Raw genomic sequence first — 14,280 nt, forward strand, 5'->3', positions numbered from 1 at the left:
TTGTTGTTCCTAGAGTAGGCTTGAATTCTCGGCTCATATAGAGGAAAATCACCTATACAGAGTGGGAGGAAGAATAGATGGAGATTACCGAAATTTTCTGGTATCCCATCCGGTATTACATAACCGGCAGATCTACTTGGCTGTCACAGAAGCAGGCTTAGTACAGATTGGATTTGCTCCATCTTAAATTTGAGGAAGGATGTGATGGTATGAAAGAAAAAGTTCTCCAAGCCTTTGATAAACTTGCCATTGATTATGAAAGAAATGTGGATACAAGCAGCGGGCATAACGCTTTTTATGAACGTCCGGCTTATCGTATGGTTGAGGTGCAGCCAAGTAAGGAATTTATCGATCTTCCCGAAGCAAGTAACTGGTATAGCCGGTGGTATGAGCGTCTAATGACCGAACCATGGTTTCTTATTGTAAGGGCGCGGAGATAACATTCATCCCTAAAGTTAATACTAATCTAACAATGAATAAATACGTGGTTAATATAGTTCCTTTATGATAATAAAAAAGCACAAAGGAGCTATATAACGATGACAATGATTAAATTGCAAAAAACCGAGCCTGTCAAAATGGCGGAATTCCGAATTAGCGAAAGCGAATCGATGCAATACAAGCTGCTTTATCAGATCCGTACAGGAAATATGAGCGCTAGCGAGCTCGACAAACTTCAATTCTTATGTACAAATGAACTTCATCAGCTTCGTTCCGAGCTTGATAAGATGCTGCAAGAGCTTCGTGATCTGAACAATCAAATGCAAGGTAAGAAGGATGACAACAATAAAGAAAAAGATAAGGAAAGCATCGCTGCTTAAGAGGTGATGCTTTTTTTATTTGTCCTAAAAATCGTAATCGAGGACATATGTCCTTTTCGGAATCCATCGCTCATCGTTAAATAAGGGGAGCGGGATTAACGAGGAGGGGGAAATTAAATGAAAGGCGTATTCTATGCCCTGCTTGGTGGAATGTTCCTTACCTTACAAGGCACAGCTAACGCGGCAATTGGTGACTATCTTGGAACCTGGCAGGCAGCAGTACTCACGCAAGGCACAGGTTTTGTGGCGGCATTACTTATCGTATGGTTCACAGGGGATCGATCATGGAGACAACTTTCGCAGGTGAAGCTGCCATTCCTATTCGGCGGTGCTTTTGCTGCGTTTATATTGTTCAGCAACATCACAGCGTTTCATCATAATGGGGCAGCTGTAACCGTATCGGCTGTTCTAATTGCACAAATTATTGTCACTTTATTGATGGAAAAAGCCGGCTGGTTTGGCACGGTTCCTATACGGTTAAAGACACCACAATGGATTGGTCTTGGTCTGATGATCATTGGTATTCTGTGTTTATCCTTTTAGAGGATATAATATCCAGTAAGGAGGTGCGCTGCAATGAAGCAAATATTTGAGTCAGAGCGGATTAATCAATATCTTAATGAGTTTGCTCTTGAGAGTGTGTTACCGAAGCCACTACAGCAGCACCTGTCTCTGTATCGGTTCGAGCCAGAAGAAGCGCTTTGCCAGCAAGGTGAGGTGCCGGAATATTTCTTCTTTCTTGTGCGTGGAAAGGTTAAGGTTTACACCACCTCGGCTGAAGGACGAACGCTGCTCATTAACTTTACCTCTCCACTTGGCGTTATTGGGGAGATAGAATGTCTCAGGGGATTGGAAAATCTAAATACCGTAACAGCCGTAACTCCTGTCGAGGCTATTGGCATTCACAAACGTTTGTTAAGCCAATATGAAGAGGAAGTTTCCTTCTTGCAATTTATGCTTCATTTGGTGACTCAGAAATTTTATAACAAATCGGTATCTCTAAGCTTTAATCTGTTATATCCGGTAGAGGTTAGGCTTGCAAGTTATCTGCTTTCTGTCACCTCACTAGAAGACGCAGCGGTTAGTACCGCTAATCTGAAAGATATGGCGAACTTAATTGGTACCAGCTATCGGCATTTGAACAGGGTGGTTCAAAGCTTTTGCGCGGAAGGTTTGATTGAACGCAATCGCGGAACACTTGTATTGAAAGACCGGGGAGGCCTTGAAACGGCTGCTGGCCGTAATATTTATGAGAATGGAGATAGGAGAGATCAGTCATGATCGCAGGTATATTTTTAGCGTTGGTGGCGGGGACACTAATCAGTATCCAAACGCTGTTTAATAATAAAGTAAGCGCAGCTGTTCATTCGCACACGACAACTGCTCTGGTGCTCGGAATGGGGTTTATCGCTTCTCTAAGTATGGGCGTACTATTTGAGGGCACAGATTTCTTTAACTGGAGAGCGATGCCAGTTTGGTTCTGGTTCAGCGGATTGTTTGGGATAGGGGTTGTTACTTGTGTGGTCCGCGGAGTGAATTTGTTAGGGCCAAGCTATGCGATTTCGATCGTCATGTCTTCTCAACTGTTATTCGCATTATGGTGGGACTCGGCGGGCTGGTTTGGACTAGAACAGGTTCCTTTTTTACCGCAAAAAGCCATTGGTGTGACCACACTGATCGCCGGATTGATCTTGTATAAGCTCAAACCAAAAGAGACAAGAGAGACAGCTGCTGATATTTGAAAAAAGTCTAACAGAGGATACGGTTTATGCTATTATAGCAGGATAACTATTCAGCTAGAGAGGGAAGTACATGCAGCAAGAGAACGTACAACTTAGATTTGAGAGCAGCGAGGACAGCTTCCTTCAAGGGATTAAAGATTGCGTACCAACATTACTAGGTTATTTAAGCATTGGGTTTGCAGCAGGGGTGGTTGGACATACATCCGGTTTAAGTGTCCTAGAGATCACCTTGATGTCTGTCCTCATTTATGCAGGCTCGGCACAATTCATTATTGCGGGTATGGTGGCTGCGCATGGTTCCATAGCTGCGATTGTATTTACTGTATTTATCGTTAACCTTCGACATCTCCTGTTAAGCGCGGCATTGTCGCCTTATTTCCGTCATTTAACCACGTTAAAGACCATGATGATTGGCTCCTTGCTTACCGATGAGACCTTTGGCGTATCCATCAACAAGGCGTCTGATCAAACATCGCTTAGCGAAAAGTGGATGAACGGCCTGAATGTGACCGCTTATCTTAATTGGATTTTCGCTACGATGGCAGGGGCTTTCTTCGGACAATGGATTACGAATCCGGAGAAGTTTGGGCTGGATTTTGCACTGTCAGCGATGTTCATCGGACTTCTTGTTCTACAGCTGCTTGGGCGCAAGAAGCTCGCAAGAGACCTCATTGTCGTCATGAGTGCGGTCGTCATCGTAGTGGGAATAAGTATGGTGACATCCGGCAGCGTGGCGGTCATCATCGCAACCATTAGTGCCGCAACAATAGGAGTGCTGATTGAAAAATGGAAATAAGATGGGGAATATTCGCAATTATTATTGGTGCTTCACTCGTTACTTTTATTCCGCGGGTGCTTCCGCTCATGGTGCTCAGCCGTCTGCAAATACCAGGTTTGGCGATGAGATGGCTAAGCTATATTCCCGTTGCCGTTATGGCTGCTTTATTAGGGAATGAATTGCTGATGACAGATGGAGAGATCACTCCTCTGAAGGATAATATCGAGTTATTTGCTGCGCTGCCAACATTCTTAATCGCTATATTTACTCGCAGTCTCTTAGGAACGATCCTTGTTGGAGTAGTTACAGTTATGATTTTACGATTTTTATTATAGGGAGGACTCGACATCCTCATAAACGATCTCAGAAAACAGCGAGACGAGAACACATAAGCCTTGATGTAGGTCTGCCTAAAGTGGCAGGCCTTTTTTATTCAAATTTAGTTCCTAACGTACAGAAAACAAGTCTCGTTTACGAATTATTATCCAAGACAAAAGTAGCAGGTTGACTGAAGCTTGGAGGAAGTCGTATGAGATCAGAAATGCATCACAAAAAATCAAAGAAACGGGTCGTTTGGAAAAAGGCCGCCCTTGCTGTTATAGCGGCTGGCATTCTGCTAGCTGTTGCATGTGTCATTATTTTCAACATGCTAGTATCCAGGCAAGATGTATCGCTGCTGGCCGAGCCGCTACCAGCAGCGACCATTATTTATGATCAGAACAAGGAGGAAGCGCTTCGTATTTCTCCCAAAAAGTCTGAGGCCGTAAGCTATGACAGCTTGCCGGAGCAGCTTATCGAAGCGGTTGTTGCTGTCGAGGATAAGCGGTATTTTGAGCATAGTGGTATGGACCTACAGGGAATTGGTCGTGCGTTAATGACCAACCTGACGAATGGGAAAACCGTACAAGGTGCAAGTACCATTACGCAGCAATTAGCTAAGAACGTCTTTTTGTCCCAAGAGCGGACTTGGACAAGGAAGTGGAAGGAGCTTCTGCTTGCTGAGAAGATCGAGAAAAATTACGATAAGCAGCAGATTATAACGTATTATTTGAACCAGATTTATTTCGGCGAAGGGGCTTGGGGGATTAAGAAGGCGGCTGAAATCTATTTTGGCACAAGTGTAGATAAGCTTACGCTCCCTCAATCGGCTCTCTTGGCAGGCATTATTAAGGCACCATCTGCGCTTACACCATACAGCCATCCGGACGAGGCAAAAGCACGCAGAAATGTGGTGCTTCAGCTTATGAAGAATCAAGGGAAGATTGAACAAGCAACGTATGAGAAGGCTATTAACGAACCACTTCAAATTCAGAGCTCTAAGCCAAGCAGCAGTAACGCAATAAAGTATCCTTATTTTGTGGATCAAATGATTCGCGAGGCTGGTGAGAAATACGGCCTTACTGAGAATGAAGTACTTCACGGTGGTCTCCGGATATATACAACTCTGGATACGAAAATGCAAGAGGCTGCCGAAAATGTTTATTCACAAGACAGCTTGTTCCCTGCAAGCAGCTCTGATCAGCTCATCCAAAGTGGAGCGGTAATGGTTGACCCTAGGGATGGGGGTATTCGAGCACTAATTGGAGGACGCGGGGAGCAGCCATTCCGTGGCTTTAACCGTGCAGTTCAACTGAAACGCCAACCTGGCTCAACAATGAAGCCTATTTCAGTGTATACACCAGCCTTGGAGCGAGGCTACTCACCTGAAGATACCATTGTAGATGAACCCGTAAATTTTGGAGGCTATCAGCCGAAAAATGCAGGCGGCAGCTACCATGGCGAAGTGTCTCTTTATGAAGCACTTGTTCATTCCTACAATGTGCCGGCAGTCAAATTATTAAACGAGATGGGAATCGAAGCGGGGATGGAATCGTCAGATCGATTCGGTATCGAGCTGACGGATGCGGATCGAACATTAGGGCTTGCCCTTGGCGGCTTGCAGGAAGGGGTTTCACCACTTGATATGGCGGAAGCATTCAGCGTCTTTGCAAATGACGGAACCCGGATCCCTGCGCATTCGATAACACGAATTGAAACGGCCGAAGGGGAAGTAGTCGCTGACGCAGAAGTAGTTAACGGCATTAAAGTGACAGAACCAGCAATAGCCAGAACCATGACCTCCATGATGGAAGGTGTCATTAGTGAAGGAACGGGCGACGCGGCTCAGCTCACGGATCGTCCGGTAGCGGGTAAAACAGGCACTACAGAAATGCCAGGTACAGGTGGAGCGGGGATGAAGGACAACTGGTTTGTCGGCTATACCCCGCAACTTGTTGGAGCGGTTTGGCTTGGTTATGATCATACAGATGCAAGCCATTATTTGACCACAACATCCAAGGCGGCAGCGGCCGTATTCCAAAAGTTGATGAACGAAGCGCTGCAAGACGAGAAAGTTTTGGCTTTCCCGAAAGCACCGGGTATTCCAGCAAAACCAAAGAAAGACGACAAGGACAAAGGTAAGACAGAGGATAAAGATACTAAACCTGGACCTCCTGAGAAGAATAAGCCAGGCAAGCAAGATAAGGAAGACAAAAAGAACAAGCACAAATCTGATGATAACGATAAAAAAGGGAATGACAAAGGACGCGGAAAAGGGAAGGGAAGAGAGGGAGATGATTGAGATCAAGAATCAACCTGAAATCGCCATTGTTGTTGCCCATGAAATTTATGGCATTAATCATCATATGATTTATATCTGCAAGGCTTTAGGCGAACATGGGTATGATGTGTTTTGTCCGAATTTACTAGACCGACCTGAGTCGTTCGTTTATGAGGAAGAGCAAGAGGCATACAGCTATTTTATGACCAACATCGGTTTCGATAAAGCTTCTGCTGCTATTCAGCAAAAAGTGACAGAGCTCAAAGCGTCATACAAGCAAGTGTTCCTAGTCGGCTTTAGTGTGGGGGCGACTGCATCCTGGATTTGCAGCAGCAATCCGGATGTAGCCGGTGTCGTTGGCTACTACGGTTCTCGGATTCGCAGCTACACGGATGTGTCCCCAGCTTGCCCTGCCTTATTGTTTTACCCGGAGATTGAGCTATCCTTTCAGGTGGATGAGCTCATCCCTTCACTGAAGGACAAACCTCATGTTGAGGTTCATAAAATCAGCGGGCAGCATGGCTTCAGCGACCCTTATTCATCCCGCTATTTGGAAGCATCTGCAAATGAGGCCTTCCATATTATGTTGACTTTTCTGAAATCCAAAGGTTGAAAACCGGAAAAGGCTATGTTAAGATACGTTTAATTTAAGGATTGGGGATGAAGAAGATATGTAGAAATTTCTTGCGATGGTATAAATTAATAAAACAAACCAGGACGATCTATTTCGGTTGTTTTATTTTTATATGCGCAAGAAAGTTACTACATCTTTTTCATCTCAATGAATATCCCATTCTAACCCTGCATGCGAATTAGCGGGCTAGATTTGCTATATTTATTTGAGTTGTGAGAAAGGTAACTTTCTTGCAGCTCTTTATTTATGTACAGGGGGAATTTGTTTATGACATTAATTAACGTATCTAACCTCACGTTTGCCCATTATGGCAGCTATGACAATATATTTGAAAATGTAAGCTTCCAAATTGACACCGATTGGAAATTAGGATTTACCGGCCGGAACGGCAGAGGGAAGACCACATTCATGAATCTGCTGCTTGGCAAGTATGAATACAGCGGTCATATTTCGTCGAGTGTAACCTTTGAATATTTTCCATTCCACGTCGAGCATCCGGAGTATCATACCATTGATGTGGTGGAGGAAATTTATCCCGACTATCAGCTCTGGGAGCTGATGCGCGAGCTGACTTTGCTGAGGGTATCCGACGATGTGCTGTACCGGCCTTTCGAGTCGCTTTCTAACGGAGAACAAACGAAAGTGCTGCTTGCTGCTTTATTCCTGAAGGAGAACAGCTTCCTGCTGATCGATGAGCCAACCAACCATCTTGATATGGAGGCAAGGAAGCTGGTCAGCCAATATTTGAACAGCAAAAGCGGCTTTATTCTAGTTTCTCATGACCGGACATTCCTGGATAATTGCGTCGATCATATCCTGTCCATTAATCGAACGAATATTGAGATTCAGAAGGGTAATTTCTCCGATTGGTGGTTGAACAAAGAGCGGCAGGATAACTACGAGCTTGGTGAGAATGATAAACTAAGGAAAGATATTAAACGGTTGTCTGATGCGGCCAAACGTACAAATAACTGGTCAAATGAAGTAGAGAAGAGCAAAAATGGCACAAGAAACTCCGGTTCAAAGGTGGATAAAGGGTACGTTGGCCATAAAGCAGCGAAAATGATGAAACGCTCAAAATCGATCGAGCAGAGACAGCAATCGGCGATTGATGAGAAGTCCATGCTGCTCAAAAACATTGAAAACTCGGACAGTTTAAAAATTTCACAGCTGGCTTACCATAAACCTCAATTGGTAGAGCTCGAGCATGTCTCCATTTATTATGGGAAAAAAAGTGTCATCCATGATATCAGCTTCTCGATCGAGCAGGGTGAACGAATTGCTATAGCTGGGAAGAACGGTTCAGGTAAATCAAGCCTGATCAAATTAATCAACGGCGAAGATATCCATTACACAGGTACCTTCAGAAAGGGCAGCCAGCTGAAAATTTCTTATGTATCGCAGGATACTTCGCATTTGCAGGGGAATCTGACCGATTATGCACGAGACCAGGGGATTGATGAGAGTCTCTTTAAAGCTATACTGCGGAAGCTGGATTTCTCCCGAGTGCAGTTCGAGAAGGATATGTCCTCGTTCAGCGGCGGCCAGAAGAAGAAGGTACTGATCGCGAAGAGCCTTTGCGAAAAGACGCATTTGCATATTTGGGATGAGCCGCTTAACTTTATTGATGTTATCTCCAGGATGCAGATCGAGGAGCTGCTGCTGGAATATACGCCTACGATCCTGTTTGTTGAGCATGACCGAGCGTTCTGTGAAAATATAGCGACGAAGATCATTAATCTCTGATCAAATAAAAGTCCATTAAAAAAGCCGCCCAGTTGGGCGGCTTTTGCTGTTAAAAAAGGATTTGCACATTAAAAAGAAAGGTGCTATAGTAAAAGGATCTCTGCATCCCTAAATTACATCGGCATAGTTATTACATCTTATCTATACTTTAATAATATCATGCAGCGCCGGGGATGTCAAATGTCATTTTCAACAAAATAAGTTTCGAAAAGGAGTGTTCAGGTAAATGAACAAGAAAGATTGGGAACAAGAGCAGCTAAGGCTTCAGATCGTGTCGGAGAAGCTGCAGGAGAAATTAACGGAATTGGAACCCGAAGTTCTACAACTATACGGTCAGGCATCGGAGCTCCGCAAGCATTTCTGGGAGGAAGTAACGGTAAATACAAGTACGGATGAAGACTTCGAAGAATCCTTCTACAGTATCAAGCAGCAAGCTGCATTGTTATCCGAGAGGGAACGCATCCATCAAAAACGGCTGCAGCAGTGGAAGAGTCTTAATCGGCTCCAAAAGTCTCCTTATTTTGGACGAATAGACTTTAAAGAGTATGACCTTAATAACACGGAGCAGGTCTATATCGGATTATCTTCATTCCTTGCATCTGACGGGATGGAATTCCTGGTGTATGACTGGCGTTCACCTATAGCAAGTCTTTATTATGACCATTCTCCAGGTCCTGCTTCCTATAATACTCCAGGAGGTCAGATTTCAGGAACGATGGAGCTTAAGCGGCAATACCAGATTCGGGGCAATCAGCTCATTAACTTCTTTGATGCTAGCATTACCATTGGCGATACATTGCTGCAGCAAGCTCTCGGTCAAGGTGCAGATGCACAGATGAAAAGTATTGTGGCTACGATTCAGAAGGAGCAGAATGCCATCATTCGTAATGATACGAGCCGCATGTTGATCGTACAAGGGGCTGCCGGCAGCGGGAAGACATCCGCGGCTTTACAGCGTGTTGCTTACTTGCTGTACAAACACCGTGATCGGCTTAAAGCCGATCAGATCGTTTTATTTTCGCCTAATCCGATGTTCAACAGCTATGTATCGACCGTACTGCCAGAGCTTGGTGAAGAAAATATGCAGCAAACAACGTTCCAGGAATATCTTGCGTTTTGGCTGGGATCAACGATGAAGGTTGAAGATCCGTTTGACCAAATGGAATATGTTCTAACGATGCAGAATGAAGAAGGATACGAGGCAAGAGTAGAGGGGATTCGCTACAAGGCATCGGAAGACTTCCTTCTAGTGCTTCGCAACTACGCAGAGTGGCTCAGCAAGGAAGGGATGTTATTTAAGGGGATCAGGCTTCAGGATCGTGACCTCATCACCGCAGAGCAAATGAAAGAACAATTCTATAGCTATGATCCTTCAATCCGCCTTGCTAACCGAGTTGAGAAGTTACAGGAATGGCTGCTTAGTGAGCTGAAGATCATCGCACGTAAAGAGAAGAAGATGGATTGGGTTTCGGAAGAGCTTGATTATCTGGACAATGAGCAGTATGTCGAAGCATACAATAAGCTTCTCAAGACGGTTCAACGTGATGAAGAACTGTTTGAAGCAGCCGAGCGATATGCTGCGGTACATGATCGAATCCACAATTTTGAAAATATTGGTGAAGATAATGTTTTCGACTTTGCTGATCAGCAAGTTGACTTGCTTCGTCAGATGATCGTGAAGGAGCATTTTAAGCCGCTGCGGCGGAAGGTGAAGCGATTGAAGTTTATCGATATGAATGGGCTGTACTCGCAGCTGTTTGGTGAGGAGTCTGAATATCGTGAGATGGCAGGAGCTGAAGTTCCATCATGTTGGTCGGAAATGAGTGAGCAGACCAAAGATAAGTTGAATAAACGTGAGTTGTTCTATGAGGATGCGACTCCATATCTATTCTTGAAGGAGCTGATCGAGGGTTCGAGAACGAATACGATCGTGCGGCATATCTTCGTGGATGAAGGCCAGGATTATTCACCATTCCAATATGCATTCCTGAAGAGACTGTTTCCTAATGCCCGGATGACTGTACTCGGAGACTTCGGTCAAGCGATATTCACCCAATCCACCTTGCTTCAAGGAGGAGACTCTCCACTTAATAAGCTGTACGGTGAAGCAGAAACGACCTTGATTCCACTTCTGCGAAGCTACCGTTCAACGCAGGAAAATGTGGAGTTTACGCGTTCTATGCTGCCAGGTGGAGAGGAGATTATTCCATTTAATCGGAGCGGCAGCAAGCCATTAATTCAATCATCGAACAGCCAAGAGGAACGCTTGAAGCAAATTGCGAAAGATTTAGCTGATTTTAAGGCAGAAGGCTTTGGATCAATTGCCATCATTACGAAGACCGCAGAGGAAAGCAGTGAGGCTTATGAAAGTCTGAGCTCTATGGGCTGCGAAGGAATCCGGCTTACGACAAAAGAAACCCTTACCTTCGAAACCGGTATCATGGTGATCCCGGCTTACCTGGCTAAGGGTGTGGAATTTGATGCTGTCTTGATTTACGATGCTTCATCACATACGTACAACCGGGAAAGTGAGCGCAAGCTTTTCTATACGGCTTGTACACGAGCAATGCACCGTCTCCATCTCTATATAACTGGAGAGTGGACGCTGTATCTTGACACCATTGATATGCATTTGTATGAAGCTCGTTAAGGAGTATCAGCCTTCGCAAGTTCAGCGAAGTATTGAATGGTACAGTCCCGGAATGAGGTTGCTGCCTGAGTCAAATAACGTCCTTTTGGCCAATGAAGGGATATCGATCGTTCACAATAACCTTCCTTTAACGGGATTGTAACCACATCTGCTCCTGTTGATCCTCCCCAAGTAATGGCCGGAAGAAAGGCAACACCTTGCCCTGCTCGTATAAGTCCACGGACAGTCGCAGGATCATCACTTTCAAATTGAATATGCGGAGTGAAGCCGGCAAGCCGGCAGAAAGCATCTGTTGTCTCCCGTAGAGACTTGCCAGGAGGAAGGCTAATGAATCTTTCCTCCTTCAGGTCCTCTAAGCTGATGTACTCACGTTTCGCATAACGATGCTCAGAGGGGAGGGCGACTACAATGGCCTCCTTAAGCAGGGAGACGGAGTTGCATCCAGGTGGTGGATTAGCGCCGTCCGATAGGCAGAGATCAAATTCATAAGCATAATCATTTGGCAAAGCATGCTGGAGCAGATGAAACTGCGTATCCGGCTTTTCCTTGCGGTATTCGGCTAGCAGGCCGGGAAGCAGGTGAGAAGATACTCGTACATCAAGTGTAATAAACTCCGAGGCCGCTTCTGTTAAATCCTTGAGTTCCCGCTGTCCATCTTCTAGAGCCTGCAGAGCAATGTCGACTTTGCTTAGAAAATGCCTGCCATGCTCATTAAGACGAATCGCTTTGCTTGTCCGCTCGAACAGCTTTACCCCTAATTCAGACTCGAGGGACGCAATCATTTTGCTAAGAGCTGGCTGCGAGATATGGAGACGCTGCGCAGCTTGCGTCATATGCTCCATTCGAGCAGCCATTTGAAAATATTTTAACTGAAGCAGTTCCATTGTCACATCACAGCTTTCTATTTTGTCATAACCTATAAGTTATGTATGTTATGAATTAATATATATTAGGCTTTATCAATTCTCAAGACTATAATGATCTCATCAGACAAGATGGGAGCAACGTTCAAGTGATCATACAAACCTCATCAGGGAAAGTAAAAGGTGTTCAATTAAAGGACGCTTATGTGTTTAGAGGTATTCCTTATGCAGCACCACCAGTAGGTGAGCTTAGATTTATGCCCCCGGTTCCTCCATTATCATGGGAGGGAATAAGGGAGTGTGATTGCTTTGGTCCTATTGCTCATCAGAGACATGATCCGAATACCTTTTTGCCCGAGCTAACGCATTCGGAAGACTGCTTGAATTTAAATGTCTGGACTACTGGTGATCATGGCCAACCACGTCCGGTAATTGTCTATATCCATGGCGGCGGATTTATAGGCGGCAAAGGGGCGGAATGTGATGGTGCCCGCTATGCGGCAGAGGATGATTTCGTCTATGTGTCGATTAACTATCGTCTTGGTGCTCTAGGTTTTCTTTATTTAGGGGAGCTGCTTGGAGAGGAATACAGTACCTCAGGCAATAACGGAATGCTGGATATTATTGCTGCCCTTCATTGGGTACAAACGAATATTGCAGCCTTTGGTGGAGATCCACATCGTGTAACAGTTATTGGCAATTCGGCTGGTGCGAAATGTACGTCAACGCTCTATACGATGAAGGAAGCGGAGGGGCTGTTCCATAAAGCGATTGCTCAAAGTGGTGCAACACAGTCCATACGCGATACGCATACGGCTGGAGTGACGACAACAAGGCTGCTTGAAGCCTTGAATTTGCAGCCAAGTGAAGCTGGTGAACTACTGAGGATGCCTGCCGAAGAACTAATCGAGGCACAGGGGAAGGTTGGGCCGGATACGTCCAGAAATCTGCATATGTTTGGACCGGTGTCGGATGGCGTCCTCATTCCAGTTGATCCGTTGGCCTCCATTCAAAAAGCGGCTAATCTTCCTCCTTTACTAATTGGAACAAATGAAGACGAGGCTGCTATGTTTATTTTCTATGACCCAGGTCTTCAGAAGCCTGATCCTGGTACAATAGGGAGATTGTTTGGGGAAAATCAGTTGATCGTATGGGAGTCCTTCTTCCAATATTCTCAGACCATGCCAATAGACAAAGCGTGGTGTAAAACGTTGACGGAGCATCTGTATACGATTGGCTGTTTGCAATTAGCTAACGCCATTGCTGACACAGGCTCTCCAGTATGGGTTTATCGGCTGCAATATGGGGGCAGTCTTGGCGCCGCTCATGGGTATGAAGGAAGTTTAATTCATTATATAGAGAATCCTGAACGCGAAATAGAAGTGGATACAACGGACCCGTATTACGTCGCTGAAGAAGGGCGGGAGCTAGCCCAGAGCATGCGTGCGGCCTGGAACGCTTTTATTCGAGAAGGGGCTCCCAACGCAACCTTATTGCCTGAATGGCCGGTTTATGGAGATAGTCATTCGATGATGGTGCTTGATTTGGTCAGCGCTGCCAAGGAAGATCCTTCGCCACCAAACGGTGTTGCCTGTTCACATCAGGTATGGAGGGCTGAAGGATGATGCTTGTCGAAGTTGCAGCTACGATGCTGCTGCTTGGTCTGCTGCTTGGGTTCGTTGGAGCAGGCGGATCGGGCTTTATTATAGCGATTCTAACCGTTGCGTTTGGTTATCCCATTCATACCGCTTTGGGTACAGCACTAGCTGCCATGTTCTTTTCTTCCTTATCCGGTTCAATCAGTCATTATCGTGAAGGCAATATGATTCTGAAGACGGGAGCCATCGTTGGACTTGCAGGAGCACTTGGCGCTTGGATCAGCTCTAGCTGGTCCTCTTTTATTCCAGCGGATAAATTAGGGTGGATGACTTCGGGAATGCTGTTTACCTCCGGGCTTGCTCTATGGTTCAGGATGGTGCATCAAGCTAAACATGCAGGCAAAGAGGCTGCCGCTCCGATGAGGACGAATGGGTGGAAGTTCTATCTGTCTGCAGCCTCCATTGGTCTCGTTACTGGGGCGTTGTCCGGGTTGTTTGGAATCGGCTCAACACCATTTATTCAGCTTGGACTGATGCTTATTCTTGGTTTGTCGATGAGATTTGCTGCAGGCACAACGATGCTCGTCATTATTCCTATTGCACTTGCCGGGGGAGCGGGTTATTACTCCGTGGGGTATTTAGATATTCAGCTGCTGATCGCCGTCGTAATCGGAACCATGTTCGGATCTTATATTGGGGCTAAGTTCACGAAGCGTGTACCAGCCCTTATGCTCAAGACCTGCATGGTGCTGACACCAATGCTTGGCGCAGCGATTTTGCTGATCTAGTCATTTGGGAAGGAATAGTCAGTCTAACAGCGAACTTTTAATTTAGTCATTAAAGAGGAGG

General features: G+C 45.4%; 14 protein-coding genes. 13 read left to right on the forward strand and 1 reads right to left on the reverse strand.

Translation table 11 applies throughout. The features are described from left to right. The first annotated feature begins 209 nt into the window (after positions 1-209). From AB4Y93_RS01315 to helD, 11 genes are all read left to right on the forward strand, one after another. Positions 210-440 carry a hypothetical protein gene (locus AB4Y93_RS01315; protein ID WP_441888221.1) on the forward strand — a complete coding sequence of 77 codons (231 nt, stop codon included), beginning with the start codon at positions 210-212 and terminating at the stop codon, positions 438-440. A gap of 99 nt (positions 441-539) precedes the next feature. Continuing rightward, positions 540-821, forward strand: a complete 282-nt coding sequence (locus tag AB4Y93_RS01320; RefSeq protein WP_441888222.1) for a hypothetical protein — start codon at positions 540-542, stop codon at positions 819-821. 117 nt (positions 822-938) lie between these two features. Continuing rightward, the gene (locus AB4Y93_RS01325) at positions 939-1,364 is read left to right on the forward strand and encodes a DMT family transporter (protein WP_441888223.1); all 426 of its coding nucleotides are present in this window, start codon (positions 939-941) and stop codon (positions 1,362-1,364) included. Positions 1,365-1,397: 33 nt separating this feature from the next. After that, complete coding sequence (locus AB4Y93_RS01330) at positions 1,398-2,102, forward strand: Crp/Fnr family transcriptional regulator (RefSeq protein WP_441888224.1); 705 nt, start codon at positions 1,398-1,400, stop codon at positions 2,100-2,102. Next, positions 2,099-2,563: a DMT family transporter gene (locus tag AB4Y93_RS01335; RefSeq protein WP_441888225.1), complete on the forward strand. Its 465-nt coding sequence runs from the start codon at positions 2,099-2,101 to the stop codon at positions 2,561-2,563. The genes AB4Y93_RS01330 and AB4Y93_RS01335 overlap by 4 nt, the downstream gene beginning before the upstream one ends. A gap of 70 nt (positions 2,564-2,633) precedes the next feature. Continuing rightward, a complete protein-coding gene (locus AB4Y93_RS01340; RefSeq protein WP_441888226.1) occupies positions 2,634-3,359 on the forward strand; it encodes an AzlC family ABC transporter permease in 726 nt (241 codons plus the stop codon). Further along, positions 3,350-3,676, forward strand: a complete 327-nt coding sequence (locus AB4Y93_RS01345) for an AzlD domain-containing protein (RefSeq protein ID WP_441888227.1) — start codon at positions 3,350-3,352, stop codon at positions 3,674-3,676. The genes AB4Y93_RS01340 and AB4Y93_RS01345 overlap by 10 nt, the downstream gene beginning before the upstream one ends. Positions 3,677-3,870: 194 nt before the next feature. After that, positions 3,871-5,961, forward strand: a complete 2,091-nt coding sequence (locus AB4Y93_RS01350) for a transglycosylase domain-containing protein (protein ID WP_441888228.1) — start codon at positions 3,871-3,873, stop codon at positions 5,959-5,961. Continuing rightward, positions 5,954-6,553: a dienelactone hydrolase family protein gene (locus AB4Y93_RS01355; protein ID WP_441888229.1), complete on the forward strand. Its 600-nt coding sequence runs from the start codon at positions 5,954-5,956 to the stop codon at positions 6,551-6,553. Before AB4Y93_RS01350 ends, AB4Y93_RS01355 begins: the two co-directional genes overlap by 8 nt. Before the next feature lie 288 nt (positions 6,554-6,841). Next, positions 6,842-8,320 (forward strand): Lsa family ABC-F type ribosomal protection protein, encoded by a 1,479-nt coding sequence (locus tag AB4Y93_RS01360; RefSeq protein WP_441888230.1) that lies wholly within the window; start codon positions 6,842-6,844, stop codon positions 8,318-8,320. 226 nt (positions 8,321-8,546) lie between these two features. Further along, the gene (gene helD, locus AB4Y93_RS01365; RefSeq protein WP_441888231.1) at positions 8,547-10,970 is read left to right on the forward strand and encodes an RNA polymerase recycling motor HelD; all 2,424 of its coding nucleotides are present in this window, start codon (positions 8,547-8,549) and stop codon (positions 10,968-10,970) included. Here the strand turns inward: helD and AB4Y93_RS01370 are convergent. Beyond that, positions 10,967-11,854, reverse strand: coding sequence for a LysR family transcriptional regulator (locus AB4Y93_RS01370; RefSeq protein ID WP_441889207.1), 888 nt, complete (start codon positions 11,852-11,854; stop codon positions 10,967-10,969). The genes helD and AB4Y93_RS01370 overlap by 4 nt on opposite strands. A gap of 128 nt (positions 11,855-11,982) precedes the next feature. Here AB4Y93_RS01370 and AB4Y93_RS01375 point away from each other — a divergent pair, with 128 nt between their 5' ends. Further along, on the forward strand, positions 11,983-13,458 hold the full coding sequence (locus AB4Y93_RS01375) for a carboxylesterase/lipase family protein (RefSeq protein ID WP_441888232.1): 1,476 nt from the start codon (positions 11,983-11,985) through the stop codon (positions 13,456-13,458). Next, positions 13,458-14,219: a sulfite exporter TauE/SafE family protein gene (locus tag AB4Y93_RS01380; RefSeq protein ID WP_441889209.1), complete on the forward strand. Its 762-nt coding sequence runs from the start codon at positions 13,458-13,460 to the stop codon at positions 14,217-14,219. The genes AB4Y93_RS01375 and AB4Y93_RS01380 overlap by 1 nt, the downstream gene beginning before the upstream one ends. Positions 14,220-14,280: the final 61 nt, after the last annotated feature.

The organism is Paenibacillus sp. YAF4_2 (genome assembly GCF_052113225.1).
Classification (GTDB): Bacteria; Bacillota; Bacilli; order Paenibacillales; family Paenibacillaceae; genus Pristimantibacillus.